This is a genomic window from Streptomyces sp. NPDC040589 (assembly GCF_055594445.1).
Genome location: NZ_JBVIWP010000006.1, coordinates 339,939 through 364,898 on the forward strand (window position 1 = coordinate 339,939; position 24,960 = coordinate 364,898).

Here is a 24,960-nt window from a genome sequence, read left to right on the forward strand (position 1 = left end):
ATGCCGCCGAGGGAACAGGGCGCGCCCTGGGTGCGGACACGGCTGCGGGCCGCGCCCGTGGCCACCGTCGCCTTCGGTGTGCTGGTGCTGGTCACGGCGTTCCTCGCGGCCGTCCTGCCCCGGGCCGTCGAGGCGTACGAGACGGACGGGCTGCGCGCGGCGGTCGCCGGTGCCTCCCCCGAGTCCACCGTGCTGGAGCTGAAGGCGGTGCAGCCCGGTCTCGAACTGCCGGAGAAGGACCGTGCGGACGAGGTCCTGCCGAAGGCGCTGAAGGCCGTCGACGGCGCGGCGCGGGCCCTGCTGCCCGCACCGCTGCGGGCGGACCCGGCCGAGTCGGCGTACGGGGTGCGGACCGCGAAGAGCCTGGAGGCACAGGAGGCGTCGCTGCCCCGGCCCGACGGGCTGCCGCCCCGCTTCACCCTGGCCACGCAGTCGGGACTGGCCGGCCACGCCACCGTCCGGGAGGGCCGGCTGCCGGCCGCGAAGACACCGGTCACCGTGGACACCAGGGTGGTGGAAGGAGCCGTGACCGCCGAGACCGCACGCACGCTGCGGCTGCGGACCGGCTCCACGCTCACCCTGGCCGACTTCCTGGACGGGCCGCTGACCGTACGGATCACCGGCATCGTCGAACCCCGGCACCCGCAGCGGAGCTACTGGTCCGCCGAGCCGGTCCTGCGCACACCTGGCCTGACCTCCACCGGAAGCCGTCCCCCGATGTACTACTGGGAGGCGGGCGTCCTGCTGGCGCCGGGGGCCGCGCCGGCGCTGCTCGGCGGGCAGGGCGAGCCGGAGAAGTACTGGCGGTTCGCGCCCGCGACCGGGCGGCTCACCGGGTCGGACACCTCGGCGCTCGTCGAGGCGGTCGCCTCCCTGGAGGACGGGCCCGGGCTGGTGCGGATGCGCGGGGCCGCCGGTCCGACGGCCCAGGTGTCCACCGGCCTGGAGCAGATCGCCGGCTCCTACACCCAGACCCTTGACGCGATCACGCCCGTGGTCGCCGTCGCGGCCTTCGGCATCGCCGCGGTCGCCGTGGTCGTCCTGGTGATGAGCGGTGGCCTGGCCGCCGCCCGCCGGGACGCCGAACTCGCCCTGCTGCGGGCCCGGGGCGGCTCCCTGCCCGGCATCGCCGGGCGGCTGCTGGCCGAGGCCGCGGTGCCGGCGGTGCCCGCGGCGGCGTGCGGTCTGCTGCTCGCGGTGCTCGTCGTGGACGAGGGCCGGCCGCTGCCCGCCGTCCTCGGGGCGGGCACGGTGGCCCTGCTCGCCTGTGCCGTGCTGCCGGTGCGCGCGGTCGTGGCGCATCGCAGGCCGCGGGTGCACCAGGAGCGCGACGACCTCGCCCACGCCAGGCCCGGCGCGCGCCGCACGGTCGCCGAACTGACCCTGCTGGTGCTGGCCGTGGGCTCGGTGGCGGCGCTGCGCCGCCGCGGTACGCAGGCGACGGGCGATCTGCTGGTGAGCGCCGCCCCGGTGCTCATCGGGCTGGTCGCCGCGCTGCTCCTGGTACGGCTGTACCCGCTGCCCCTGCGGTGGGCCGCCGGCCCGGCCGGGCGGCTGCGCGGCGTGGTCGGGTTCCTGTCGCTGGCCCACGCGGGCCGCTCCCCGGCCGCGGTCGCCACGCTGCCGCTGCTGGCCCTGCTGACGGCCCTGACGACGGCCGCGTTCGGGGGGTCCGTGCTGACGGGCGTGGCGGACGCCCGCGACCGGGCCGCGCTGCTGGAGACGGGCGCGGACGTACGGATCTCCACGACCGACGGCAGCCCGCTCCCGGCGGGGCAGGCACGGGCGGTGGGAGAGGTGGCGGGCGTGGGGCAGGTCGCGCCCATCGGCGTCGAGTTCGCCTCGGAGCGCGCGTCCGACACGACGCGGTCGCTGACGGTGGTCGGGGTCGAGCCGGACTCCTACGCGGGGCTGGCCCGGCAGATGGGGCTCGGGGGGTTCCCGGCCGACCGGCTGCGGACCCAGGGCGGGGTGCGGGACGCCGTCGCCTCCCCCGAGGTCGCCGAGCGGCTCGGGCGGGAGCCGCGCCGGATCGTACTGCCGGCCGGAGCCGTCACGGTGCGGATCACCGCCGTGCGCCCCCGTACCCCGGCCGTCCCCGAGGGCGAGTTCCTGCTGGTCGACGCGGCGGGGCTGAAGGACTTCGGCCGCCCCACGGTCCTGCTGGCGGCCGGTGCCGGGCTGGACGCGAAGGCGCTGCGGGCGGCCGTGCGCGGCGCCGGGCCGGAGCTCTCCGTGGAACTGCGCGGCGAGGCACGCGCGGCGCTGTCCGACTCGCCGCTGCAGTCGGGCGCGGAACGGATCTACGTCTGGGCCGTCGCGGGAAGCGCGGGGTACGCCCTGCTCGCCCTGGTGCTCGGGCTGCTGCGGTCGGCACCGGAACGGGCGGCGCTGCTGGCCCGGCTGCGCACCCTGGGCCTGACGGCCCGCCAGGGGCGGCGGCTGCTGGGCCTGGAGGCGCTGCCCCAGACGCTGCTCGCGGCCGGCGGGGGCATGGCCGTCGGCTGGGCCGCGGTGGTGCTGCTCGCCCCCGGCATCGACCTGGAGCGGCTCGCCCTGGCCGGCGCGTCCGGCGTCACGGCACCGGGGCGCGTCACGCTGCGGGCCGACGCGTGGGCGCTGGCCCTGCCCGCCGCGGGCGCGGTGCTGCTGGCAGGAGCTGTGGCCGTCGCGCAGGCCTGGTGGGCGGGACGCCGGACACCGATCACTCACCTCAGGGCAGGAGACATGCGATGACCGGTACGACGGAGTCGCTCGCGGAACTGGAGCGGCGGGCGACGCGGCACCGCGACCGGCCCGCGTACGGGCACGACGCCCTGATCGCCTGCGACCGGCTGGTGCGGATCTTCGCCAAGCGCGGCGGCGAGGACGCCATGGAGGTGCAGGCGCTCCAGGGGCTCGATCTCCTGGTGCGGGAGGGCGAGTTGATGGCCCTGGTGGGGGCGTCCGGCAGCGGCAAGTCGACGTTGATGAACATCCTCGCGGGCCTGGACGTCCCGACCGCGGGCGCAGCGAAGGTCGCGGGCCGCGATCTGCTGGCGATGGACGCGAAGGCACGGTTGCGTTACCGGCGCGAGGTGGTCGGCTTCGTCTGGCAGCAGACGGCACGCAATCTGCTGCCGTATCTGACGGCGGCGCAGAACGTCGCCCTGCCCATGCAACTGGCGGGCGGCTCACGGAGGAAACGCGCCGGACGGGCGGACGAGCTGCTGGCCATGCTCGGGGTCGCCGACTGCCGGGACCGGCGTCCGCACCAGATGTCCGGCGGACAGCAGCAACGCGTCGCGATCGCCGTCGGCCTGGCCAACGCCCCCGCCGTACTGCTCGCCGACGAGCCGACCGGCGAACTGGACTCGGCGACCGGCCAGCAGGTCTTCGCGGCGTTCCGCCGGGCCAACGAGGAGCTGGGCACGACGATCGTCATCGTCACGCACGACCAGGCCGTCGCCGGCGAGGTCCGCCGCACGGTCGCGATCCGCGACGGCCGCACCTCCACGGAGGTACTGCGCCGCACGGAGATCGACGAGGCGGGCCAGGAGTCCCTGGTGGCCCACGAGTACGCGATGCTCGACCGCGCGGGCCGCCTCCAGCTGCCGGACGAGTACACGACGGCACTGGGCATGGCGGACCGGGTGCTGCTGGAACTGGAGGAGGACCACATCCAGGTGTGGCCGGACGGGAGCGGCAACGGCTGACGGCCGGGGACATACGACGGCGCCTGCCCTGTCGTCCGGTCGGGGACTGTGGGGCAGGCGCCATCTCGGGGGGTCTGGGGGGTATCCCCCCAGATATCCCGCCCGTACGCCTTTGTACGGGACGTTCTGGGGGTGCGCGTCAGACCATCAGCGCGCGGTCCGTCGGGCGGATCGGGGCCGGCAGCTCGCTGGCGCCCGCGAGGCGGCGGTCCACCCCGCGCGCGGCCGAGCGGCCCTCCGCGATCGCCCACACGATGAGCGACTGGCCGCGGCCCGCGTCACCGGCGACGAACACGCCCGGCACGTTGGTCTGGAAGTCGGCGTCGCGGGCGATGTTGCCCCGCTCGTCGAGGTCCAGGCCGAACTGCTCGACCAGGCCGTTGTCGCGGTCGGTGCCGGTGAAGCCCATGGCGAGGGTGACCAGCTGGGCGGGGATCTTGCGCTCGGTGCCCGGCTTCGGGGTCAGCTTGCCGTCGATGAACTCCACCTCGGTGAGGTGCAGCCACTGGACGTTGCCGTCCTCGTCGCCCTCGAAGTGGGTCGTCGAGACGGAGTAGACCCGCTCGCCGCCCTCCTCGTGCGCGGAGGTGACCTTGTACAGCATGGGGAAGGTCGGCCACGGCTGGGAGTCCGTGTTCCGCTCCTCGCCCGGACGGGGCATGATCTCCAGCTGCGTGACGGAGGCCGCGCCCTGACGGTGGGCGGTGCCCACGCAGTCCGCGCCGGTGTCGCCGCCGCCGATGACCACGACGTGCTTGCCCTCGGCCGTGATGGGGGGCGCCACGAAGTCGCCCTCCTGGACCTTGTTGGACAGGGGCAGGTACTCCATGGCCTGGTAGATGCCCTGGAGCTCGCGGCCGGGCACCGGCAGATCGCGGGCCGTGGTCGCGCCGACGGCCAGGACCACCGCGTCGTACCGCTTCTTCAGGTCCGTCGCCTTCAGGTCACGGCCGATCTCGATGCCCGTACGGAAGCGGGTGCCCTCCGCGCGCATCTGCTCGATACGGCGGTTGATGTGCCGCTTCTCCATCTTGAACTCGGGGATGCCGTAGCGGAGGAGGCCTCCGATACGGTCCGCGCGCTCGTAGACGGCGACCGTGTGGCCGGCCCGGGTCAGCTGCTGGGCGGCGGCCAGACCGGCCGGGCCCGAGCCGACGACCGCGACCGTCTTGCCGGACAGGCGCTCCGGGATCTGCGGGGCGACGTCCCCGGTCTCCCACGCCTTGTCGATGATCGAGACCTCGACGTTCTTGATGGTGACGGCCGGCTGGTTGATGCCGAGCACACACGCCGACTCGCAGGGAGCGGGGCACAGACGGCCCGTGAACTCCGGGAAGTTGTTCGTCGCGTGCAGCCGCTCCGAGGCGGCGGCCCAGTCCTCGCGGTAGGCGTAGTCGTTCCACTCGGGGATGAGGTTCCCCAGCGGACAGCCGTTGTGGCAGAACGGGATGCCGCAGTCCATGCAGCGGCTGGCCTGCTTGCTGATGATGGGCAGCAGGGAGCCGGGGACGTAGACCTCGTTCCAGTCCTTGAGGCGCTCCTCGACCGGGCGGGACTTGGCGACCTCGCGGCCGTGGTTCAGAAAGCCCTTCGGGTCAGCCATTGATCGCCGCCTCCATCATCTTCTCGTGGGTCTCGGTCTCGGAGAGACCGGCTCGCTCGGCGGCGTCCTTGGCGGCGAGCACTGCCTTGTACGTGCTGGGGATGATCCTGCTGAAGCGCTCGACGGCGGTGTCCCACTCGGCCAGGAGCTTCTCGGCGACGGTCGAGCCCGTCTCCTCCTGGTGGCGGCGGACCACGTCGTGCAGCCACTGCTTGTCGGTGTCGTCCAGCGGCTCCACGGCGTCCACGTTGCCGACGTTGACGTTGTCGCGGTCCAGGTCGATGACGTACGCGATACCACCGGACATACCGGCCGCGAAGTTGCGGCCCGTCTCGCCGAGCACCACCGCGTGACCGCCGGTCATGTACTCGCAGCCGTGGTCGCCCACACCCTCGGAGACGACCGTGGCGCCGGAGTTGCGGACGCAGAACCGCTCGCCCGTACGACCGCGCAGGAACAGCTCGCCGCCGGTCGCGCCGTAGGCGATGGTGTTGCCCGCGATCGTCGAGTACTCGGCGAGGTGGTCGGCGCCGCGGTCCGGGCGGACGATCACCCGGCCGCCGGAGAGGCCCTTGCCGACGTAGTCGTTGGCGTCGCCCTCCAGGCGCAGCGTGACACCGCGCGGCACGAACGCGCCGAAGGACTGGCCCGCGGAGCCGGTGAAGGTGATGTCGACGGTGTCCTCGGGCAGGCCCGCACCGCCGAACTTCTTCGTCACCTCGTGGCCGAGCATGGTGCCGACCGTGCGGTTGATGTTGCGGATCTGCACCTGGGCGCGCACCGGCTGGGCCTCGGTGGCGTCCGAGGCGGACAGGGCGTCGGCGGCCAGCTTGATCAGCTGGTTGTCGAGCGCCTTCTCCAGACCGTGGTCCTGGGCGATCAGCTGGTGGCGGACCGCGCCCTCGGGCAGCTCGGGCACGTGGAACAGCGGCTCCAGGTCCAGGCCCTGCGCCTTCCAGTGGTCGACCGCGCGGGTGACGTCGAGGGCCTCGGCGTGGCCGACGGCCTCCTCGATGGAGCGGAAGCCCAGCTCGGCGAGGATCTCGCGGACCTCTTCGGCGATGTACTTGAAGAAGTTCACGACGTACTCGGCCTTGCCGGAGTAGCGCTCGCGCAGCGTCGGGTTCTGCGTGGCGATGCCGACCGGGCAGGTGTCCAGGTGGCAGACGCGCATCATGACGCAGCCGGAGACGACGAGCGGCGCGGTCGCGAAACCGAACTCCTCGGCGCCGAGGAGCGCGGCGATGACCACGTCACGGCCGGTCTTCAGCTGGCCGTCGGTCTGCACGACGATGCGGTCGCGCAGGCCGTTGAGCAGCAGCGTCTGCTGGGTCTCGGCGAGGCCGAGCTCCCAGGGACCGCCGGCGTGCTTGAGCGACGTCAGCGGCGAGGCACCCGTACCACCGTCGTGGCCGGAGATCAGGACGACGTCCGCGTGCGCCTTCGAGACACCCGCGGCGACCGTGCCGACGCCGACCTCCGAGACCAGCTTGACGTGAATCCGCGCCTGCGGGTTCGCGTTCTTCAGGTCGTGGATCAGCTGGGCCAGGTCCTCGATGGAGTAGATGTCGTGGTGCGGCGGCGGCGAGATGAGGCCGACGCCCGGCGTCGAGTGACGCGTCTTGGCGACCCACGGGTAGACCTTGTGGCCGGGCAGCTGGCCGCCCTCGCCGGGCTTGGCGCCCTGGGCCATCTTGATCTGGATGTCGTCCGCGTTGACCAGGTACTCGGAGGTCACGCCGAAGCGGCCGGAGGCGACCTGCTTGATGGACGACCGGCGGGCCGGGTCGTACAGACGCTCCGCGTCCTCGCCGCCCTCACCGGTGTTGGACTTGCCGCCCAGCTGGTTCATGGCGATGGCGAGGGTCTCGTGCGCCTCCTGGGAGATGGAGCCGTACGACATGGCGCCCGTCGAGAACCGCTTGACGATCTCGGAGACCGGCTCGACCTCGTCGATGGAGATCGGCTGCCGGCCGGACTTGAAGCCGAACAGGCCGCGCAGCGTCATCAGCCGCTCGGACTGCTCGTTCACGCGCTCGGTGTACTTCTTGAAGATGTCGTAGCGGCCGGAGCGCGTGGAGTGCTGGAGGCGGAAGACCGTGTCCGGGTCGAACAGGTGCGGCTCGCCCTCGCGACGCCACTGGTACTCGCCGCCTATCTCCAGCGCGCGGTGCGCCGGGGCGATGCCGGAGGCCGGGTAGGCCTTGGCGTGGCGGGCGGCGACCTCCTTGGCGATGACGTCGATGCCGACGCCGCCGATCTTGGTGGCCGTGCCGTTGAAGTACGCCTCGACGAAGGTCTCGTCCAGGCCGACGGCCTCGAAGACCTGGGCGCCGCGGTAGGAGGCGACGGTCGAGATGCCCATCTTGGACATGACCTTCAGCACGCCCTTGCCGAGGGCGTAGATGAGGTTGCGGATGGCCTGCTCGGGCTCGATGCCGGGCAGGAAGGTGCCGGCGCGGACCAGGTCCTCGACGGACTCCATCGCCAGGTACGGGTTGACGGCGGCGGCGCCGTAGCCGATGAGCAGGGCGACGTGGTGGACCTCGCGGACGTCACCGGCCTCGACCAGCAGGCCCACCTGGGTGCGCTGCTTGGTGCGGATGAGGTGGTGGTGGACGGCCGCGGTGAGCAGCAGCGACGGGATCGGCGCGTGCTCGGCGTCCGAGTGGCGGTCCGACAGGACGATCAGCCGGGCGCCGTTCTCTATCGCGGCGTCGGCCTCGGCGCAGATCTCCTCGATGCGCGCGGCCAGCGTGTCACCGCCGCCGTGCACCCGGTACAGGCCGGACAGCGTCGCGGCCTTGAAGCCGGGCATGTCGCCGTCGGCGTTGATGTGGATGAGCTTGGCCAGCTCGTCGTTGTCGATCACCGGGAAGGGCAGCAGGACACTGCGGCAGGAGGCCGCGTTCGGCTCGAGCAGGTTGCCCTGCGGGCCCAGCGCGGAGCGCAGCGAGGTGACGAGCTCCTCGCGGATCGCGTCCAGCGGCGGGTTGGTGACCTGCGCGAACAGCTGGGTGAAGTAGTCGAAGAGCAGCCGCGGGCGGTCCGAGAGCGCCGCGATCGGCGAGTCGGTGCCCATCGAGCCGATCGGCTCGGCACCGGCCTTGGCCATCGGCGCGAGGAGGACGCGCAGCTCCTCCTCGGTGTAGCCGAAGGTCTGCTGGCGGCGGGTGACCGAGGCGTGGGTGTGGACGATGTGCTCGCGCTCGGGCAGGTCGCCCAGCTCGATCTCGCCGGCTTCCAGCCACTCCGCGTACGGGTTCTCGGCGGCGAGCTCGGCCTTGATCTCGTCGTCCTCGATGATGCGGTGCTCGGCGGTGTCGACGAGGAACATGCGGCCGGGCTGGAGACGGCCCTTGCGGACGACCTTGGCCGGGTCGATGTCCAGGACGCCGACCTCGGAGCCGAGGACGACGAGGCCGTCGTCGGTGACCCAGTAGCGGCCGGGGCGCAGACCGTTGCGGTCGAGCACGGCGCCGACCTGGACGCCGTCGGTGAAGGTGACACAGGCCGGGCCGTCCCAGGGCTCCATCATCGTGGAGTGGTACTGGTAGAAGGCACGCCGGGCCGGGTCCATGGAGTCGTGGTTCTCCCACGCCTCCGGGATCATCATCAGCACGGAGTGCGGCAGGGAACGGCCGCCCAGGTGCAGGAGTTCGAGGACCTCGTCGAAGGAGGCGGAGTCGGAGGCGTCCGGCGTACAGACCGGGAAGATCCGCTCCAGGGCCTTGTCGTCCGAGCCGAACAGGTCGGAGACCAGCTGCGACTCGCGGGCCACCATCCAGTTGCGGTTGCCCTTGACGGTGTTGATCTCACCGTTGTGCGCGACGAAGCGGTAGGGATGGGCCAGCGGCCACGACGGGAACGTGTTCGTCGAGAACCGGGAGTGCACGAGCGCGACCGCGGAGGCGAAGCGGCGGTCGGACAGGTCCGGGAAGAAGGGCTCCAGCTGGCCGGTGGTCAGCATGCCCTTGTAGACGATCGTCCGCGCGGACAGCGACGGGAAGTACACGCCGGCCTCGCGCTCGGCGCGCTTGCGCAGCACGAACGCCTTGCGGTCCAGGGCGATGTCCGTCGACGAACCGTCCGAGACGAAGATCTGGCGGAAGACCGGCATGGTCGACCGGGCGGTGGCACCCAGCAGCTGGGGCGCGACCGGCACCTCGCGCCAGCCGAGCACGGTGAGGCCCTCCTCGGACGCGATCGTCTCGATCTTCGAGACGGCGTCGGCGGTGGAGTCCTCCGGCAGGAAGGCGATGCCGACGGCGTATCCGCCGGCCTCGGGCAGCTCGAATCCGGCCACGTCACGGAAGAAGGCGTCCGGGACCTGCGACAGGATGCCGGCGCCGTCGCCGGAGTCGGGCTCGGAGCCGGTGGCACCGCGGTGTTCGAGGTTGCGCAGGACGGTCAGAGCCTGCTCGACCAGGGTGTGGGACGCCTCGCCTGTGAGGGTGGCGACGAAGCCGACGCCGCAGGCGTCGTGCTCGTTGCGGGGGTCGTACATACCCTGCGCAGCAGGGCGAGCATCCATGAACGACCAGTTCTGGCCATTCGCGGAGTGCTGGGACGGCTGGCGCGGCGTACGCATCGGCTCTCCCGTCGTCGTCATGTGGCATATGCAAGGTGCCGAGGGACGACGTTGGCCCTCTGCGTGATCGCAAAATTTCGTGCAGGTTACATGATGGAGCGGTTCTCGGGAAGCGGGATAATCCGTTCCAACATGCGGACACCGCAGGTGCGCGGCGGGGGTTCCGCGCGGACGGTGGAAGCTATGGGGGCCGACACGGAACGACCGGGTGAGATCGATGCCCGCCGGGCCCGATGGCGGGAACAGGCGTCTTCACCCGTCCCGCTGGGGGTGCGCGGCGAGCGTCGTTGCCCGCAGCGCTTACGGCTCATGCCCCGTGGTTGCGTATCCGAAACCAGCGAGTAACGGCTACTTATGCGGCCCCACGCATAAGTCCAAGCCGAGCTATCCTACGGCCGTTCCGAACAGGGTGCCCAGGGCGTACGTCACACCGGCCGCCGCGCCTCCCAGCAACAGCTGCCGCAGCCCGCTGTACCACCAGGTGCGGGCCGTCACCCTGGCCACCACCGCACCGCACAGGAAGAGCCCCAGCAGCGCCAGCAGCACGGCGGGCCACAGGGTGCTCGCACCCAGCAGATACGGCAGTACGGGGATCAGCGCACCCAGCGCGAAGGAGCCGAAGCTCGACACCGCGGCCACGGTGGGCGAGGGCAGATCGCCGGGGTCGATGCCCAGCTCCTCGCGGGCATGGATCTCCAGCGCCTGCTCGGGATCCTTCGACAGCTGCCGGGCGACCTCCCGGGCCAGCCGCGGCTCGACGCCTCTCGCCTCGTAGAGCGAGGCGAGCTCGGCCTCCTCGTCCTTCGGGTGCTTGCGCAGCTCGCGCCGCTCCACGTCCAGCTCGGCCTCGACGAGCTCACGCTGCGAGGCCACCGAGGTGTACTCGCCGGCGGCCATGGAGAAGGCACCGGCGGCCAGACCCGCGAGTCCGGTGAGGATCACGGTCTGCTGGCCCACGGACCCGCCCGCGACACCGGTCATCAGGGCCAGGTTGGAGACGAGGCCGTCCATCGCACCGAACACCGCGGGACGCAGCCAGCCGCCGTTCACGTCCCGGTGCGTGTGGTTGTCCCGGTGCGCCTCGTGCAGCGTCGCCTCGGTCTCGATGATGGCCATGAAAGATCCCCGATTCCCTTGCTTCAACGGCTTCTTTGGACGAGTTCCAGATTTTTACAACACCCAAAGTACGCCGTGAATTCCGGCGCCGCCAGCAAGGAAAGGCTGGGCTAACCTGCGGGTTTACCCTTTTGCGCTCACTTGATCATCACCCTGCGCAGATGTCGACCGGGTGATGCTGTGGCTCCCGAGGCTCGGGGCGGTCGCCGGAGTGGGACACATGCCGTATGGCATCGATCGCCTGTATCCCCTCCGTTCCGGCGCCCGGGGACGCCGCCGCGCTCCGCGAGCGGGCACGGGGCGCGCTGCTGGGCCTGGCCGTCGGTGACGCCCTCGGCGCCCCCGCCGAGAACATGAAGCCCTCCGAGATCCGCGCCCGGTGGGGCCGTATCACCGGCTACGTCGCTGATAACCCGTCCGGCACGGATGACACCGAGTACGCGATCTTCTCCGGTCTCCTCCTGGCCCGGCACGGCTCCGCACTCACCCCGACGCATGTGGAGGCGGCCTGGCACGAGTGGATCGCCGACCGTGACGAGGGCCCCTTCCGGGGCGCCGGTTTCAGCGAGCGCGGCACGCTGGAGAACCTGCGCAGGGGCCTGGCCGCCCCGATCTCCGCCCAGCACCGGCACGCCTGGAGCGACGGCCTGGCCATGCGCGCGGCCCCCTTCGGGGTGTTCGCTGCGGGCCGCCCGGCGGAAGCGGCCCGCCTGGTCGCCATCGACGGCTCGGTGAGCCACGACGGCGAGGGCATCTACGGCGGCCAGGCGGTGGCGGCGGGTGTGGCGGCGGCGATGGCGGGCGCCCCGGCGATCGCGGTCGTGGCCGCCGCCCTCGCGGTCGTGCCCGACGACTCGTGGACGGCCCGCTGTCTGCGCCGCGCGGTGGCGGTGGCCCACCGCGGCGAACGGGCGGTCCGCTCCGCGGTCGTCATCGGCGGCTACCCCTGGACCGACCTGGCCCCCGAGGCGGTCGCCCTCGCCTTCGGCGCGTACGCGGCGGCCGACGGCGACTTCGAGCAGTCCGTCCTGACCGCGGTGAACATGGGCCGAGACGCGGACACGACGGCGGCGGTGGCGGGGGCGCTCGCGGGCGCGACACAAGGCGTCACGGCGATCCCGCAGCCCTGGGCCACCCCCATCGGCCCGGTCCGCGGCAGCTGCCTCCCGGCGATGGCGGGCTACCACGTCCTGGACGTGGCGGACCTGCTGACAGCGGACGCCGAGACGGGGGCCCGAACATGACCCCACTGGCACCGTCGGCCGCCGACGGTGAGAAGCACGCGCAGGTGCCACCACCCGAGGCCGCCGACGGTAAAGGCGCCCCACGGGAGACCAGGACCCTTCGGGTGACACTTACGGGCGGTGCGCGAGCGGGAGACAGAAAGGCCGAAGGCCTCCTGCTCGGACTCGCCGCCGGAGACGCCGCCGGCTGGCCCGCCGCCCGCCACAGAGCCGCCCGCATGCCCGACTGGACCCGCCGCCTCACCCGCGAACTGGACACCTTCGCCGAACACAACGCCACCACCACCCTCCCCGTCCCCATCGCCCTGAACCAACCCCCCGAACCCCTCCGCCTCGGCCCCTCCGACGACGCCGAATGGGCGGCCTTCGCCGCCGAAGCCCTCCTGCGCGCAGGCGACGACACCGTCCTGAACGACCTCAGCCGAGAACGCCGCACCCGCGCCGCCATCGACCTCACCTGGAACGCCCTCGCCGCCGAGGTCGCCGCCGCGGCGGACCGCGCCCCCGAGATCGAGTCCGCCGTCCTCCCCCTGCGCGCCCGCATCTCCGTCCGCGCCGGCCTCGGCAACCTCGCCACCGGTCTGCGACCGCCCGCCACCGGCCACGACAACCCGCACTACTTCGACGACGCGGCCTGCGTACGCGCCTGCGTCCTGGCCATGGCCCACCCGGGCGACCCGGGCCGCGCCGCCGCACTCGCCGAGTTCGACGCCCGCTACACCCAGGACGGCGACGGCGTGCACGGCGCCCGCGCGATGGCGGCGGCCCTCGCCCTCGCCCTGGCCGGGGCGAACGTCGACGCCTGTGTCACGGCGGCCCTCGCCGAACTCCCCGAGGAGACGGAGATCGGCCGCAACGCCCGGCACGGCCTGCACCTCGCCGCCGCCGCGGACAGCGCCTTCGCCCTGGTCCCGCCCCTGGAACACCAGATCGTCGACCACGTCTACAGCTACGGCATCGCCGCCGCCGAAACGGTCCCGGTCGCCCTCGCCCTGGCCACCGCCGCCCGCGGCCGCATCGCGGAGGCGGTCCCCGCCGCGGCCTGTCTGTCCCGGGTCGCGGACTCCGCCCCGGCCCTGGCGGGCGCCCTCACCGGCGCGCTGGGCGGCGGCGCCTCGATCCCGGCCTCCTGGCGGGAGACCTGCCGCACGCTCTCCGGCTGCGTCCTCCCCCGTCTCACCGGCACCGACCTCGTAGAACTCGCCGAACTCCTCGAAGCCGCACAACCGGCCCGCCCAGGTGGATGATGCGGCCATGAACCCCAAATCACACCAAAACGCCCCACTGGACGAGCGGATCACCGGTGCCCTGACCGGGGCCGCCGTCGGCGACGCCCTCGGCGGCCCCGTCGAGGGCTGGGCGCCCGAGCAGATCCTCGAACGCCACGGCGGCCGCGTCCACGGCATCGTCGGCCCCTGGCACGGCGACGCCTGGCGCACGGCTCGCCCCCTCGCCCCGTACCACAAGGGGGACGGCCACGTCACGGACGACACCTTGATGACCCACGCCCTGGTCCGCGTCTACGCCCGGGTCCGCGACCACCTGGACGCCTACGCGGTCGCCGACCACCTCGTCCCCGACCTGATGACCGAGCCGCGCTGGATCCCGGAACTGGAGACCGAGGCCCTCCCCCTCCAACGGATCTTCCTGGCGGAGAAATGGCTGGTGACGAGGCTCCACTACGGCCATGCCGACCCGCGCGAGGCCGGCACCGGCAACATCGTCAACTGCGGTGCGGCGATGTACATGGCCCCGGTCGGCCTGGTCAACGCGGCCAACCCGGCCTCGGCGTACGCCGAGGCACTCGACATCGCCGGCGCGCACCAGTCGTCGTACGGCCGTGAGGCGGCGGGCGTCCTGGCCGCGGCGGTGGCGGCGGCGTGCACGCCCGGGGCGACCCCGGACTCGATCGTCTCGACGTGCCTCTCCCTCGCGAAGGACGGCACCCGCACCGCCATCGAGCGGGTCTGCGAGGAGGCCTCCCGCCACACGGACTTCGAGTCGGCGCTGCGCCCCCTGCGCGAGGCGGTCGCCCCCTACGACACGGTGGGCCCCGACTACCGTTCCCCTTCCCTCGGCGCCCGCCGCCCTTCCCGCCTCCACGCGATCGAGGAACTCCCCGTAGCCCTGGGCATGTTGCTCGTGGCCGGGGGCGACTACCGCCACGCGGTCCTCGGCGCGGTGAACTACGGCCGCGACTGCGACTCCATCGCCACGATGGCGGGGGCCATGGCCGGCGCCCTCGGCTCGCCGGTCCCCCAGGACTGGTCCAAGACGGTCGCGGAGGCCAGCCGCCTGGACCTCTGGGAACCGGCCACGACCCTCACGGCCGTGACCCGCGAGATCTTCGCCCGGGACGTGTCCCGCCGCCGCACCCACGAACAGGCCTTCGCGTCCCTCGGAGGCCCGGCATGCTCCGACTGACCTGGGTCCAGCCGGAGGACCTGATCGGCCACGAACTCCGCCAGGCGTCCCAGGACGGCCGCGAGCCGAAGGCGATCGCGGCCCGCTGGCGAGCGGCAGGCGGCCCCGAGGCCCCTCTCACAGCAGGCGCGTCCCCGACCCCCGCGTCCCGCTACCTCCGCCAGCTGGCAGAAGACCTCTTGGACGAACTGGCGGACCTGCCGAGCGCCTTGTCCGACGACGAACCAACGGACCTGGAGGAGATCAGGCGCCTGTGCCCGGACTGGCCAGAGCCTGCGGGCAGTCGCGCCGCCGCCACGCCGCGGCACCTGGAAGCCGCCTGGCTCGGCCGCGCCACCGGCTGCCTCCTGGGCAAACCAGTCGAGAAGCTCCCCCTCGAAGGCATCCGCCAACTGGCCCGATCCACCGGCAACTGGCCCCTCACCACCTACTTCACAGCCCGAGGCGTCCCGGCAGAACTCCTCACCACACACCCCTGGAACCGCCGCTCGGCGGCCACCTCCCTCGCCGAGAACATCGACGGCATGCCCGAGGACGACGACCTCAACTACCCCCTCCTCAACCTCCTCGTCCTCCAACGCCACGGCAGCACCTTCACCACCACGGACGTGGCCCGCACCTGGCTCGACGAACTCCCCGCCGGCCGCACCTTCACCGCCGAGCGCATCGCCTACCGCAACCTGCTCTCCGGCCTGGAACCCCCGCACACCGCCCGCCATCGCAACCCGTTCCGCGAATGGATCGGCGCCCTGATCCGCGCCGACGTCCACGGCTGGACCAACCCCGGCGACCCGGCCGCCGCCGCGGAACGGGCCCACCGCGACGCCACGCTCACCCACACCGCCAACGGCGTCTACGCGGCGATGTTCACGGCAGCCACCCTCGCGACCGCCGCGACGGGCGAACACGACATCCACGCCTGCCTGCGCACCGGCCTCACCGTCGTCCCCCCACGCTCCCGCCTCGCCCGAGCCGTCCGCCACGCCGTCCGGCTGGCGGGCGAGCACGACGACTTCGACACGGTCGTGGACGAACTCCACGCCGTCCACTCCCCCACGTACCACTGGGTGCACGCCGTCCCCAACACCGCCCTGATCGCCGCCGCCCTCACCCACGCGAACGGCGACTTCCCCGGCTCCGTCTGCCGTGCCGTGAGCGGCGGCTGGGACACCGACTCCAACGGCGCGACGGCCGGCAGCGTCGCCGGCCTGCTGGCCGGACACCCCGCGGCACTCCCCGACCGCTGGACGGCTCCGTTGAAGAACCGTCTCGCCACGTCCGTCGGCGACTTCGACGGCATCGGCTTCGACGCTCTCGCCCACCTCACGCACCGGGAGACCCACCGCCCATGACCGCTGCCACGACCGCGCCCATGACCGCTCCCCTCACCGGCCTCCGCGTCCTCGACCTCGCCACCCTCTTCGCCGGCCCGCTCGCCGCCACCCTGCTCGGCGACTTCGGCGCCGAGGTCGTCAAGGTCGAGCACCCGTCGAAACCGGACCCCTCCCGCGGCCACGGCCCGTCGAAGGACGGCGTCGGCCTGTGGTGGAAGACGCTCGGCCGCAACAAGCGCACCATCACCCTGGACCTGTCGAAGCCCGGCGGCCGCACCACCCTCCTTCGCCTCGCCGCCACCGCCGACGTGGTCATCGAGAACTTCCGCCCCGGCACCCTGGAGAAGTGGGACCTGGGCTGGCCGGAGCTGTCGGCCGCCAACCCGCGTCTGGTCCTGGCCCGCGTCACCGCCTTCGGCCAGTTCGGCCCCTACGCGCACCGCCCCGGCTTCGGCACCCTCGCCGAGGCGATGAGCGGCTTCGCCGCGATCACCGGCGAACCGGACGCGCCCCCGACCCTCCCGCCGTTCGGCCTGGCCGACTCCATCGCGGGCCTGACGACGGCGTACGCCGTGATGACGGCGCTGGCCGCACGCGAGCGCACCGGCGAGGGCCAGGTCGTCGACATGGCCCTGATCGAACCGATCCTGGCCGCCCTCGGCCCCCAGCCCCTCTGGTACGACCAGCTCGGCCACGTCCAGCCCCGCACCGGCAACCGCTCACCCAACAACGCCCCGCGCGGCGTCTACCGCACGGCGGACGACACCTGGGTCGCCGTCTCGACGTCGGCCCAGTCGGTCGCGGAGCGCGTGATGCGCCTGGTGGGCCGCCCGGAACTGACCGACGAGCCGTGGTTCGCCACGGGCGCCGACCGCGCCCGCCACGCCGACCTCCTGGACGAGGCCGTCGGCTCCTGGATCGCCGCGCGCACCCGCACGGACGTCCTGGCGGCCTTCGAGAAGGCGGAGGCGGCGGTGGCCCCGGTCCAGGACGTCCGGGACGTGATGGCGGACCCGCAGTACCAGGCCCTGAACACCATCACCACGGTCGACGACCCGGAACTGGGCCCCCTGCGCATGCAGAACGTCCTCTTCCGCCTCTCCGCCACACCCGGCGCGATCCGCTGGGCCGGCCGCCCGCACGGCGCGGACACGGACGAGGTCCTGACCGAGCTCGGCCTCACCCCGGCCGACCTCACGGCGCTGCGCACGGAGGGCGCCCTGTGACGGCGGCGTACCCGCTCACCTGGCTGTATGCCCCGGGCGACCGCCCGCACGTGGTGGCGAAGGCCCTCACCTCCGGCGCCGACATCGTCGTCATCGACCTGGAGGACGCGGTCGCCCCGGACCGCAAGGCCTACGCCCGCGCCGCCACCGCCGACCTGCTCGGCGACCTGCCCGCGCTCCCGGTCCACGTCCGCGTCAACGCCCTGGACACCCCGTGGGCCGCGCCGGACATCGCGGCCGTGTCCCGCGCTCCCGGCCTCTGCGCCCTGCGACTCCCCAAGATCACCTCACCCGCCGAGGTCGTCCGGATCGCCGAGCGCGCCGTCCCCCCGGGGCTGCCCCTGTACGCCCTCCTGGAGACGGCCCTCGGTGTGGAACAGGCGTACGCCGTCGCCACGGCCCATCCGTCCCTGCGGGGCATCGCGCTCGGGGAGGCGGACCTGCGGGCGGACCTGGGCGTACGGGACGACGCGGCTCTCGACTGGTCCCGCTCCCGGGTGGTCGTGGCCGCCCGGGCTGCGGGCCTGCCCCCGCCTGCGCAGTCGGTCCACCCGGACATCCACGACCTGGCGGGGCTGGCCGCCTCCTGCGCCCACGGCCGCGCCTTGGGCTTCCTGGGCCGCGCCGCGATCCACCCCCGTCAGCTGCCGGTCATCGAACGCGCCTATCTGCCCACCGAGGGGGAGATCGAACAGGCGGAGACGATCCTCAAGGCGGCGGCGACGCAGCAGGGCGCCCAGGCTCTCGCGGACGGCTGCTTCGTCGACGCGGCGGTGGTGACGGCGGCCCAGCGCACGCTGTCCCTGGCCCGCCGCCGCTGAGACACACCGAGGGCGCCCGGAGCATCTCCGGGCGCCCTCGGTCACACGTACACGTACGGCGGACGGTCAGGTCTTCTTCGCCGACCCGGCCCCGTCCTTGGCCTCGTCGTCCTTGGCCTCGTCGTCGTCCTTGTCGGCGTCAGCGGCGGCCTTCTCGCCCCCGTCGGCTTCGCCGCCGGAGACCTCCGCACCGGGCTCCACGACCTCTTCCCGGCCGGGGCTCTTCTTCGCCGAGATCACCAGGTACGCGATCGCGAGCAGGAACACCAGGATCGCGGTCCACACGTTCAGCCGGAGGCCCAGGATGTGGTGGGCGTCGTCGACGCGCATGTACTCGATCCACCCACGCCCCGCGCAGTACGCGGCGACGTACAGCGCGAACGCCCGCCCGTGTCCGAGCCGGAAGCGGCGGTCTGCCCAGATGACCAGGACCGCGACGCCGATGCACCACAACGACTCGTACAGGAACGTCGGGTGGTAGGTGCCCGGCACCCGCCCGTCCGCCGAGGACGTGATCTCCAGGGCCCACGGCAGATCGGTCGGCTTGCCGTACAGCTCCTGGTTGAACCAGTTGCCCCAGCGGCCCATGGCCTGCGCGAGGGCGATGCCCGGGGCGACGGCGTCGGCGTAGGCCGGCATCGGGATACCCCGGCGGCGGCAGCCGATCCACGCGCCCAGCGCGCCCAGCGCGATCGCGCCCCAGATACCGAGACCGCCCTCCCAGATCTTGAAGGCGTCCACCCAGTCACGGCCCTCGCTGAAGTACAGCTCGTAGTCCGTGATCACGTGGTAGAGCCGGCCGCCGACCAGGCCGAAGGGCACGGCCCAGACCGCGATGTCGGCCACCGTGCCGGCCCGCCCGCCCCGGGCGATCCAGCGCTTGTTGCCGAGCCAGACGGCAACGAAGACGCCGATGATGATGCAGAACGCGTAGCCGCGCAGCGGAATGGGGCCGAGGTACAGCACCCCGCGCGACGGGCTGGGAATGAAGGCAAGTTCCATGGCAAGGTCGACGCTACCCTGCCGCACCGGGCCCACGGCAGGCAGCCCGGCTACGGGTCCATAACGGGGGCGTGAGAAAAGCCTTTACCCCTTGTTCTCCTCCAGCACCATCTTCTTCAGCTTCGCCGGGGTCATCGCCCGGTCCTGGTAGATGTTCTCGCCCTTGAACAGCACGGTCGGCGTGCCCGAGAAGCCGCCCTTGTCGAAGGCCTGGTGGGACTTGGCGACCCAGCCGTTGTGCGTGCCGTTCCGCACGCACGTGCGGAAGGCGGGGGTGTCCAGGCCGTCGGCCTTGCCGGCCAGCTCGATCAGCTTGTCGTTGTCGGCGTAGGCGTCGTCGACCTCGGGGGGCTGGTTGTCGAAGAGCACGTCGTGGTACGCGGGGTACTTCCCGGCGTCCTGGGCGCAGGCCGCGGCGTTGGCCGCGTTGCGGGAGCCGGTGCCGCCCATGTTGCCGTCGATGAGGGTGACCAGGTGGTACTCCACCTTCAGCTCGCCGGCCTCGGTCAGCTCGTGGATCACCGGCCGGTACGTCGTCTCGAAGGACTTGCAGGCCGGGCAGCGGAAGTCCTCCCACACCGTGAGCGTGGACTTGGCGCTGTCCTTGCCGACCGGGATGGCGAGACCGTCCTTGCCCTGCGCTCCCGAGGGAGCCACGACCGGGCCCGACGCCTCGCTCTCGTCCTCCTTGCCGGCGTTGGCGGCGACGACGCCGATCACCGCCGCGAGACCCAGGACGGCTACGACGGCCCCGCCCACGATCAGCGCGCGCCGGCGCTTGTCCGCGGACTTCTGCTTCTCACGCTCGACCGCCAGCTTCTCCCGGGCGGTGCGCTTTCCCTCACGGTTCTTCTCGCTCACACCCCGGAAACGAACCGGGGAGGCGCACCGCGCCTCCCCGGCCCCAGGTCCACCCTTACGAGGGACCGGTATGACTTCCCGGTTTCTTACGCCTGCCGGCGCACGCCCTTGGCGAGGTCGCCCGCGAGCGCGCGGACGGCCTCGACACCGGCCGCGTCGTCCGGGGCGTCCAGCATGGCCTTGACGAACGCCGAGCCGACGATCACGCCGTCGGCGAAGCGGGCGACCTCGGCCGCCTGGGTGGCGTCGGAGACGCCGAGCCCCACGCAGACCGGCAGGCCGGTGCCGGTGGCGCGGGTGCGTTCCACCAGGTTCTCGGCCTGCGAGCTGACGGTCGCGCGGGTGCCGGTGACGCCCATGAGGGAGGCGGCGTAGACGAAGCCGCTGCCCGCGGCGGTGATGTCCGCGAGCCGCTCGTCCTTGCTGCTGGGGGCGACGACGAAGACCGTGGCGAGCCCGTGCTTCTGAGCGTGCTCCCTCCACAGCGCCGACTCCTGCACGGGCAGGTCGGGCAGGATGCACCCGGCGCCGCCCGCCTCGGCGAGCTCGGCCGTGAACCGCTCGACGCCGTAGCGGTCGATGGGGTTCCAGTACGTCATGACCAGGATGGGCTTGCCGGTGGCCCGGTGGGCCTCGCGGACGGTGCGCATCACGTCGGCGATCTTCACGCCGCCGCGCAGCGCGATGTCGTCGGCGGTCTGGATGACGGGGCCGTCGAGGACGGGGTCGCTGTGCGGCAGACCGACCTCGACGACGTCGGCGCCGCCGTCGATGACGGCCTTGATGGCCTCGATACCGCCGTCCACGGTCGGGAACCCGGCCGGGAGGTAGGCGATGAGCGCCGAGCGCCCCTCGGACTTGGCCGCTGCGAGGGTGTCACTCAACAGCTCGATGTTGCCGCTCACTTGGCGTCCCCCTCGATCTCGGCGGTGTCGGTGTCCGCGTCGGCGGCGACCTCGGCGTCGGTGTCGTAGAGGCCGAAGTAGCGTGCGGCGGTGTCCATGTCCTTGTCGCCGCGGCCGGACAGGTTGACCACGATCAGCCCGTCCTTGCCCAGCTCCTTGCCGACCTCCAGGGCGCCGGCCAGCGCGTGGGCGCTCTCGATGGCCGGGATGATGCCCTCGGTACGGGACAGCAGGCGCAGGGCCTGCATGGCCGCGTCGTCCGTGACCGCGCGGTACTCGCCGCGGCCGGAGTCCTTGAGGTAGGAGTGCTCGGGGCCGATGCCCGGGTAGTCCAGGCCGGCCGAGATCGAGTAGGGCTCGGTGATCTGGCCCTCGTCGTCCTGGAGGACGTACGAGCGCGAGCCGTGCAGGATGCCGGGCTCGCCGGCGGTCAGGGTGGCCGCGTGCTCGCCGGTCTCGACGCCGTGGCCCGCCGGCTCGCAGCCGATGAGGCGTACGTCCGTGTCCGGGATGAAGGCGTGGAAGAGGCCGATGGCGTTGGAGCCGCCGCCGACGCAGGCGACGGCCGCGTCGGGGAGGCGTCCGGCGCGCTCCAGGAGCTGGCGGCGGGTCTCGACGCCGATGACCCGGTGGAAGTCGCGGACCATGGCCGGGAAGGGGTGCGGGCCGGCGACCGTACCGAAGAGGTAGTGCGTGTGGTCGACGTTGGCGACCCAGTCGCGGAAGGCCTCGTTGATGGCGTCCTTCAGCGTGCGGCTGCCGGACTTCACGGCGATGACCTCGGCGCCGAGCATGCGCATGCGGGCGACGTTGAGGGCCTGGCGCCGGGTGTCGATCTCGCCCATGTAGATCGTGCACTCGAGGCCGAAGAGCGCGCAGGCGGTGGCCGTGGCGACGCCGTGCTGGCCGGCGCCCGTCTCGGCGATGACGCGGCTCTTGCCCATGCGCTTGGTGAGCAGGGCCTGGCCGAGGACGTTGTTGATCTTGTGGGAGCCGGTGTGGTTGAGGTCTTCCCTCTTCAGGAAGATCCGTGCGCCACCCGCTTCCGCGGCGAAGCGGGAGACCTCGGTGAGCGCCGAGGGGCGGCCGGTGTAGTTGACCAGCAGGTCGTCGAGTTCCTTGGCGAACTCGGGGTCGTGCTTGGCCTTGTCGTATTCGACGGCCACCTCGTCCACGGCGGCGACGAGGGCCTCCGGGATGAACTTGCCGCCGAACGCCCCGAAGTAGCCTTCGGGGCTGGGGGTTTGACCCTCCGGGTCGGGGATGAAGAACTGGCTGGGCATGCGGATACCTCACGGTGAGTGTGTGTGGAATGCACTAGTCGCCGTGGGGGCAAGGGTTGTCAGTCGACTGCGAGACCGCTGTGGCCGTTCGCGCCCGCGCGGCGTTAGCCGCAAATCAAACAGAGCCCCGCGCCCCCAAAAGCAGAAGAGGGGCGCTGCCATCGCATGCCGTTGACCTGGCCCGGTTCGTCACCGATGACGTACCGCACGCGGCGGCCGTGGACCCGGCGGGCCGGGGCTCGGCAGCCGCGGGGGCGGCAGCCGCGCGCGAGGCGGGCGTACCGGTCCAGGGTCGTCATGGTGAGAGTCATCGGGGCAAGCCTAGCGGGAGATCAGCCCCGGCCGTGCCGGAGTGCGGGGTGTTCGCCCGCTGCCACCAGGTCGGAGACCGCCGTCTTGGGGTCCTTGCCGGTGACGAGGGACTCGCCGACCAGGACCGCGTCGGCGCCGGCGTTGGCGTAGGCGATGAGGTCGTGCGGGCCGCGGACGCCGGACTCGGCGATCTTGATGATGTGGTCGGGGATCTCGGGCGCCAGGCGCTCGAAGGTGCCGCGGTCGACCTCGAGGGTCTTGAGGTTGCGCGCGTTGACGCCGATCACACGGGCTCCGGCGTCGACCGCCCGCTCGACCTCGTCCTCGTCGTGCACCTCGACGAGCGGGGTGAGCCCGATGGACTCGGCGCGCTCGATGAGGGACTCCAGGGCGGGCTGGTCGAGGGCCGCGACGATCAGCAGGACGACGTCGGCGCCGTAGGCCCGGGCCTCCCAGAGCTGGTACGACGTGACGACGAAGTCCTTGCGCAGGACCGGGATGTCGACGCGGGCGCGGACCGCCTCGAGGTCGGCGAGCGAGCCTCCGAAGCGCCGCTGTTCCGTGAGCACCGAGATGACGGCCGCGCCGCCCGCCTCGTAGTCCGCGGCGAGCCCGGCCGGGTCGGCGATCGCGGCCAGCGCGCCCTTGGACGGGCTGGAGCGCTTGACCTCGCAGATGACCTTGACGCCGTCGCCGCGCAGTGCCGCCGCACCGTCCTTGGCCGCGGGAGCCTTCGCCGCGCGCTCCTTGAGCTCGTCGAGGCTGACGCGCGCCTGCCGCTCCGCGAGGTCGGCACGGACTCCGTCGATGATCTCGTCGAGCACACTCACGCGAGCGGCCCCCTTCCAGACGGTTGACAGTTCCAGCGACCATCGAAACCGTGGTCACTGCGATGGTATCCGCAGCGGGGCGTAGGCCTCACATCCGGTTGACGCCGGTCCCACTACCTGGACAGACGCCAGTTGATCAAGGATGGAGCCAGCCACCGAAGGGCAGGTTCCGGACAACCGTGAAGACCAGCAGCAACGCGCCGAGGCTCCACACCTGCGCCGGCCGGGGATCGATCCGCAGCGGGCGCCCGCGGACCGCGTGGACCACCCATACGGCCCACAGTACGGCGAAGCCCAGATAGCCGAGGACGGCGAGCGCGTTGTCCTGGAACGCCGCCGCGAAGTCGCCGTGGACGACGGCGTGCGCGCTGCGCAGTCCGCCGCAGCCGGGGCAGTACAGGCCGGTGTAGCGCAGCAGCGGGCAGACGGGGTAGTGGCCGGGTTCGTTGGGGTCCACCGTACCCACGTAGGCGAAGGCGGCGGCGACGGCCGCCAGCACCCCGGCGGGGACGGCCAGGCGGCTCGGGACGCTGCGCGTCACCCTTCGGCTGTCGGCGTTCACGGTATGCATTGTGCCCCGCACGCGCGTGAGGGGCGGTCCCGGCATCCCAGTGCCGGCCGCCCCTCACGCGACAACGCGGTGTGTTCCGGGGGTCAGCCCTCGGCGCGCGCCGGCTCGCGGTCACCCGTCATCGCGTGCGGCTGGTGCAGGTCCTTGGGCTGGCCCATGCCCATCGCCCGCATGGCCGCGCCGACGACACCGCCGAGCAGTACGACCACCATGCCCGCCCAGAAGCCCAGCGGCTGGTCCAACACCATGAACGCGCCCGCGATGCAGAAACCGATGAAGGCGATCGTGACACCGGTCCAGGCGGCCGGGGTGTGACCGTGGCTGCTGCCCGCCATTGCTTGCTCCTCGTCGCTGTGTACGTGTCTGAGCAGGACGCTCGCGCCCATTGTCCCGCACGTGCGCGCGTCCGGTGAGCGGGGGTACTCCCTCCGCTTCTCGTGGCGCGCGCAGCCGTGCGGTTCACGCCCCGGTCGGGTCCTCGCCCCGGTCGAGTGCCTTCCACAGGTCCTCGGGCCGGTCGGGGTCGACGGCGGGGGCCTTGCGGCGCGGCCGGGGCGTGCCGTCCCGCTCGTAGCGGCCGGACATCGCGGGCCACAGCCGGCCGTAGCGCAGGGCGAGCAGTCCGGCCAGCAGGAGCAGGACGCCGCCGACTGCCGCGACGTAGGGCCAGGCGGTGTGGCTGAGGGCCGCCACGGTGGCGGAGGTGTCGCCGGAGGCCTCGGCGGCCTTCTCGTCGAGTGCGGAGCTGTCGGAGGCGCCGAGCAGGGCGGCGGCGACGGTGCCCGCGCCGGAGAGCGCCAGCAGGGCGGCCACGACGACGCGGCCGCTCCGGCGGACGGCGAAGACGGCGACGAGCGCGGCGAGGCCCACTACGGCGAGCGCGGCGGGGACGCCCGTGACGTCGCTGCCCGTGGCGGTCAGGGGGAAGGCGCCACCGGCCACTGTCGCGGTGCCCTCCGACCAGCTCTGCCGGGTGGCGAGCAGCGCCACGGCAGCGCCGAGCGCGCCGCACAGGAGGGCGACGGCGAGGCTCAGGCGGCCGGCCCGGGCGGATCCGGAGGCTTGGGAACGTGGGTGCGGTACAGCAGTCACGTACCCCACTATCGCCTGAACCCCGGGCGAACCGTCACCCGGGGTTCATC

At 72.7% G+C, this 24,960-nt stretch carries 20 protein-coding genes; 8 read left to right on the top strand and 12 right to left on the bottom strand.

Annotated elements, in window-relative coordinates; all coding sequences use genetic code 11:
- Both ACZ58V_RS27480 and ACZ58V_RS27485 read left to right on the top strand, forming a co-directional pair.
- Complete coding sequence (locus ACZ58V_RS27480; protein ID WP_471293142.1) at nucleotides 1–2,736, top strand: ABC transporter permease; 2,736 nt, start codon at nucleotides 1–3, stop codon at nucleotides 2,734–2,736.
- Nucleotides 2,733–3,695, top strand: a complete 963-nt coding sequence (locus ACZ58V_RS27485; RefSeq protein WP_471293144.1) for an ABC transporter ATP-binding protein — start codon at nucleotides 2,733–2,735, stop codon at nucleotides 3,693–3,695. The genes ACZ58V_RS27480 and ACZ58V_RS27485 overlap by 4 nt, the downstream gene beginning before the upstream one ends.
- Before the next feature lie 139 nt (nucleotides 3,696–3,834).
- On the opposite strand, the gene ACZ58V_RS27490 is transcribed toward ACZ58V_RS27485, so the two are convergent.
- The 3 genes from ACZ58V_RS27490 to ACZ58V_RS27500 all read right to left on the bottom strand — a co-directional run bounded on the left by ACZ58V_RS27490 (nucleotide 3,835) and on the right by ACZ58V_RS27500 (nucleotide 11,005).
- Nucleotides 3,835–5,298, bottom strand: a complete 1,464-nt coding sequence (locus ACZ58V_RS27490) for a glutamate synthase subunit beta (protein WP_468193420.1) — start codon at nucleotides 5,296–5,298, stop codon at nucleotides 3,835–3,837.
- On the bottom strand, nucleotides 5,291–9,889 hold the full coding sequence (gene gltB / locus ACZ58V_RS27495) for a glutamate synthase large subunit (RefSeq protein ID WP_468193643.1): 4,599 nt from the start codon (nucleotides 9,887–9,889) through the stop codon (nucleotides 5,291–5,293). The genes ACZ58V_RS27490 and gltB overlap by 8 nt, the downstream gene beginning before the upstream one ends.
- 384 nt (nucleotides 9,890–10,273) lie before the next feature.
- The gene (locus ACZ58V_RS27500; RefSeq protein WP_471293147.1) at nucleotides 10,274–11,005 is read right to left on the bottom strand and encodes a VIT1/CCC1 transporter family protein; all 732 of its coding nucleotides are present in this window, start codon (nucleotides 11,003–11,005) and stop codon (nucleotides 10,274–10,276) included.
- A 227-nt stretch (nucleotides 11,006–11,232) separates the two neighbouring features.
- On the opposite strand from ACZ58V_RS27500, the gene ACZ58V_RS27505 reads away from it, so the two are divergent.
- From ACZ58V_RS27505 to ACZ58V_RS27530, 6 genes are read left to right on the top strand one after another with little or no spacing between them, the layout of a single operon-like run.
- Complete coding sequence (locus tag ACZ58V_RS27505; RefSeq protein ID WP_468193424.1) at nucleotides 11,233–12,249, top strand: ADP-ribosylglycohydrolase family protein; 1,017 nt, start codon at nucleotides 11,233–11,235, stop codon at nucleotides 12,247–12,249.
- On the top strand, nucleotides 12,246–13,496 hold the full coding sequence (locus ACZ58V_RS27510; protein WP_471293149.1) for an ADP-ribosylglycohydrolase family protein: 1,251 nt from the start codon (nucleotides 12,246–12,248) through the stop codon (nucleotides 13,494–13,496). The genes ACZ58V_RS27505 and ACZ58V_RS27510 overlap by 4 nt, the downstream gene beginning before the upstream one ends.
- A gap of 7 nt (nucleotides 13,497–13,503) precedes the next feature.
- Nucleotides 13,504–14,673, top strand: a complete 1,170-nt coding sequence (locus ACZ58V_RS27515) for an ADP-ribosylglycohydrolase family protein (RefSeq protein ID WP_471293151.1) — start codon at nucleotides 13,504–13,506, stop codon at nucleotides 14,671–14,673.
- Nucleotides 14,661–16,025 (top strand): ADP-ribosylglycohydrolase family protein, encoded by a 1,365-nt coding sequence (locus tag ACZ58V_RS27520; RefSeq protein ID WP_471293154.1) that lies wholly within the window; start codon nucleotides 14,661–14,663, stop codon nucleotides 16,023–16,025. The genes ACZ58V_RS27515 and ACZ58V_RS27520 overlap by 13 nt, the downstream gene beginning before the upstream one ends.
- Nucleotides 16,022–17,233, top strand: a complete 1,212-nt coding sequence (locus ACZ58V_RS27525; RefSeq protein WP_471293156.1) for a CaiB/BaiF CoA transferase family protein — start codon at nucleotides 16,022–16,024, stop codon at nucleotides 17,231–17,233. The genes ACZ58V_RS27520 and ACZ58V_RS27525 overlap by 4 nt, the downstream gene beginning before the upstream one ends.
- On the top strand, nucleotides 17,230–18,054 hold the full coding sequence (locus ACZ58V_RS27530; RefSeq protein WP_471293159.1) for an HpcH/HpaI aldolase/citrate lyase family protein: 825 nt from the start codon (nucleotides 17,230–17,232) through the stop codon (nucleotides 18,052–18,054). The genes ACZ58V_RS27525 and ACZ58V_RS27530 overlap by 4 nt, the downstream gene beginning before the upstream one ends.
- A 66-nt stretch (nucleotides 18,055–18,120) precedes the next feature.
- Here the strand turns inward: ACZ58V_RS27530 and lgt are convergent, their stop codons facing one another.
- The 9 genes from lgt to ACZ58V_RS27575 all read right to left on the bottom strand — a co-directional run bounded on the left by lgt (nucleotide 18,121) and on the right by ACZ58V_RS27575 (nucleotide 24,919).
- Nucleotides 18,121–19,056 (bottom strand): prolipoprotein diacylglyceryl transferase, encoded by a 936-nt coding sequence (lgt, locus tag ACZ58V_RS27535; protein WP_468193434.1) that lies wholly within the window; start codon nucleotides 19,054–19,056, stop codon nucleotides 18,121–18,123.
- Between the two features lie 84 nt (nucleotides 19,057–19,140).
- Nucleotides 19,141–19,917, bottom strand: a complete 777-nt coding sequence (locus ACZ58V_RS27540; RefSeq protein ID WP_471293162.1) for a DsbA family protein — start codon at nucleotides 19,915–19,917, stop codon at nucleotides 19,141–19,143.
- An 86-nt stretch (nucleotides 19,918–20,003) separates the two neighbouring features.
- Nucleotides 20,004–20,822, bottom strand: coding sequence for a tryptophan synthase subunit alpha (gene trpA / locus ACZ58V_RS27545; protein ID WP_468193437.1), 819 nt, complete (start codon nucleotides 20,820–20,822; stop codon nucleotides 20,004–20,006).
- Nucleotides 20,819–22,105 carry a tryptophan synthase subunit beta gene (trpB, locus tag ACZ58V_RS27550; RefSeq protein WP_468193439.1) on the bottom strand — a complete coding sequence of 429 codons (1,287 nt, stop codon included), beginning with the start codon at nucleotides 22,103–22,105 and terminating at the stop codon, nucleotides 20,819–20,821. The genes trpA and trpB overlap by 4 nt, the downstream gene beginning before the upstream one ends.
- 104 nt (nucleotides 22,106–22,209) lie before the next feature.
- Nucleotides 22,210–22,416, bottom strand: a complete 207-nt coding sequence (gene trpM, locus ACZ58V_RS27555) for a tryptophan biosynthesis modulator TrpM (protein WP_471293165.1) — start codon at nucleotides 22,414–22,416, stop codon at nucleotides 22,210–22,212.
- 21 nt (nucleotides 22,417–22,437) lie between these two features.
- Nucleotides 22,438–23,247, bottom strand: a complete 810-nt coding sequence (gene trpC, locus ACZ58V_RS27560) for an indole-3-glycerol phosphate synthase TrpC (RefSeq protein WP_193480575.1) — start codon at nucleotides 23,245–23,247, stop codon at nucleotides 22,438–22,440.
- A 136-nt stretch (nucleotides 23,248–23,383) separates the two neighbouring features.
- Nucleotides 23,384–23,818: a DUF2752 domain-containing protein gene (locus tag ACZ58V_RS27565; RefSeq protein ID WP_471293167.1), complete on the bottom strand. Its 435-nt coding sequence runs from the start codon at nucleotides 23,816–23,818 to the stop codon at nucleotides 23,384–23,386.
- An 83-nt stretch (nucleotides 23,819–23,901) separates the two neighbouring features.
- Nucleotides 23,902–24,153: an HGxxPAAW family protein gene (locus ACZ58V_RS27570; RefSeq protein ID WP_468193444.1), complete on the bottom strand. Its 252-nt coding sequence runs from the start codon at nucleotides 24,151–24,153 to the stop codon at nucleotides 23,902–23,904.
- A gap of 124 nt (nucleotides 24,154–24,277) precedes the next feature.
- Nucleotides 24,278–24,919 carry a TIGR02234 family membrane protein gene (locus ACZ58V_RS27575; RefSeq protein WP_468193445.1) on the bottom strand — a complete coding sequence of 214 codons (642 nt, stop codon included), beginning with the start codon at nucleotides 24,917–24,919 and terminating at the stop codon, nucleotides 24,278–24,280.
- Nucleotides 24,920–24,960 lie beyond the last annotated feature (41 nt).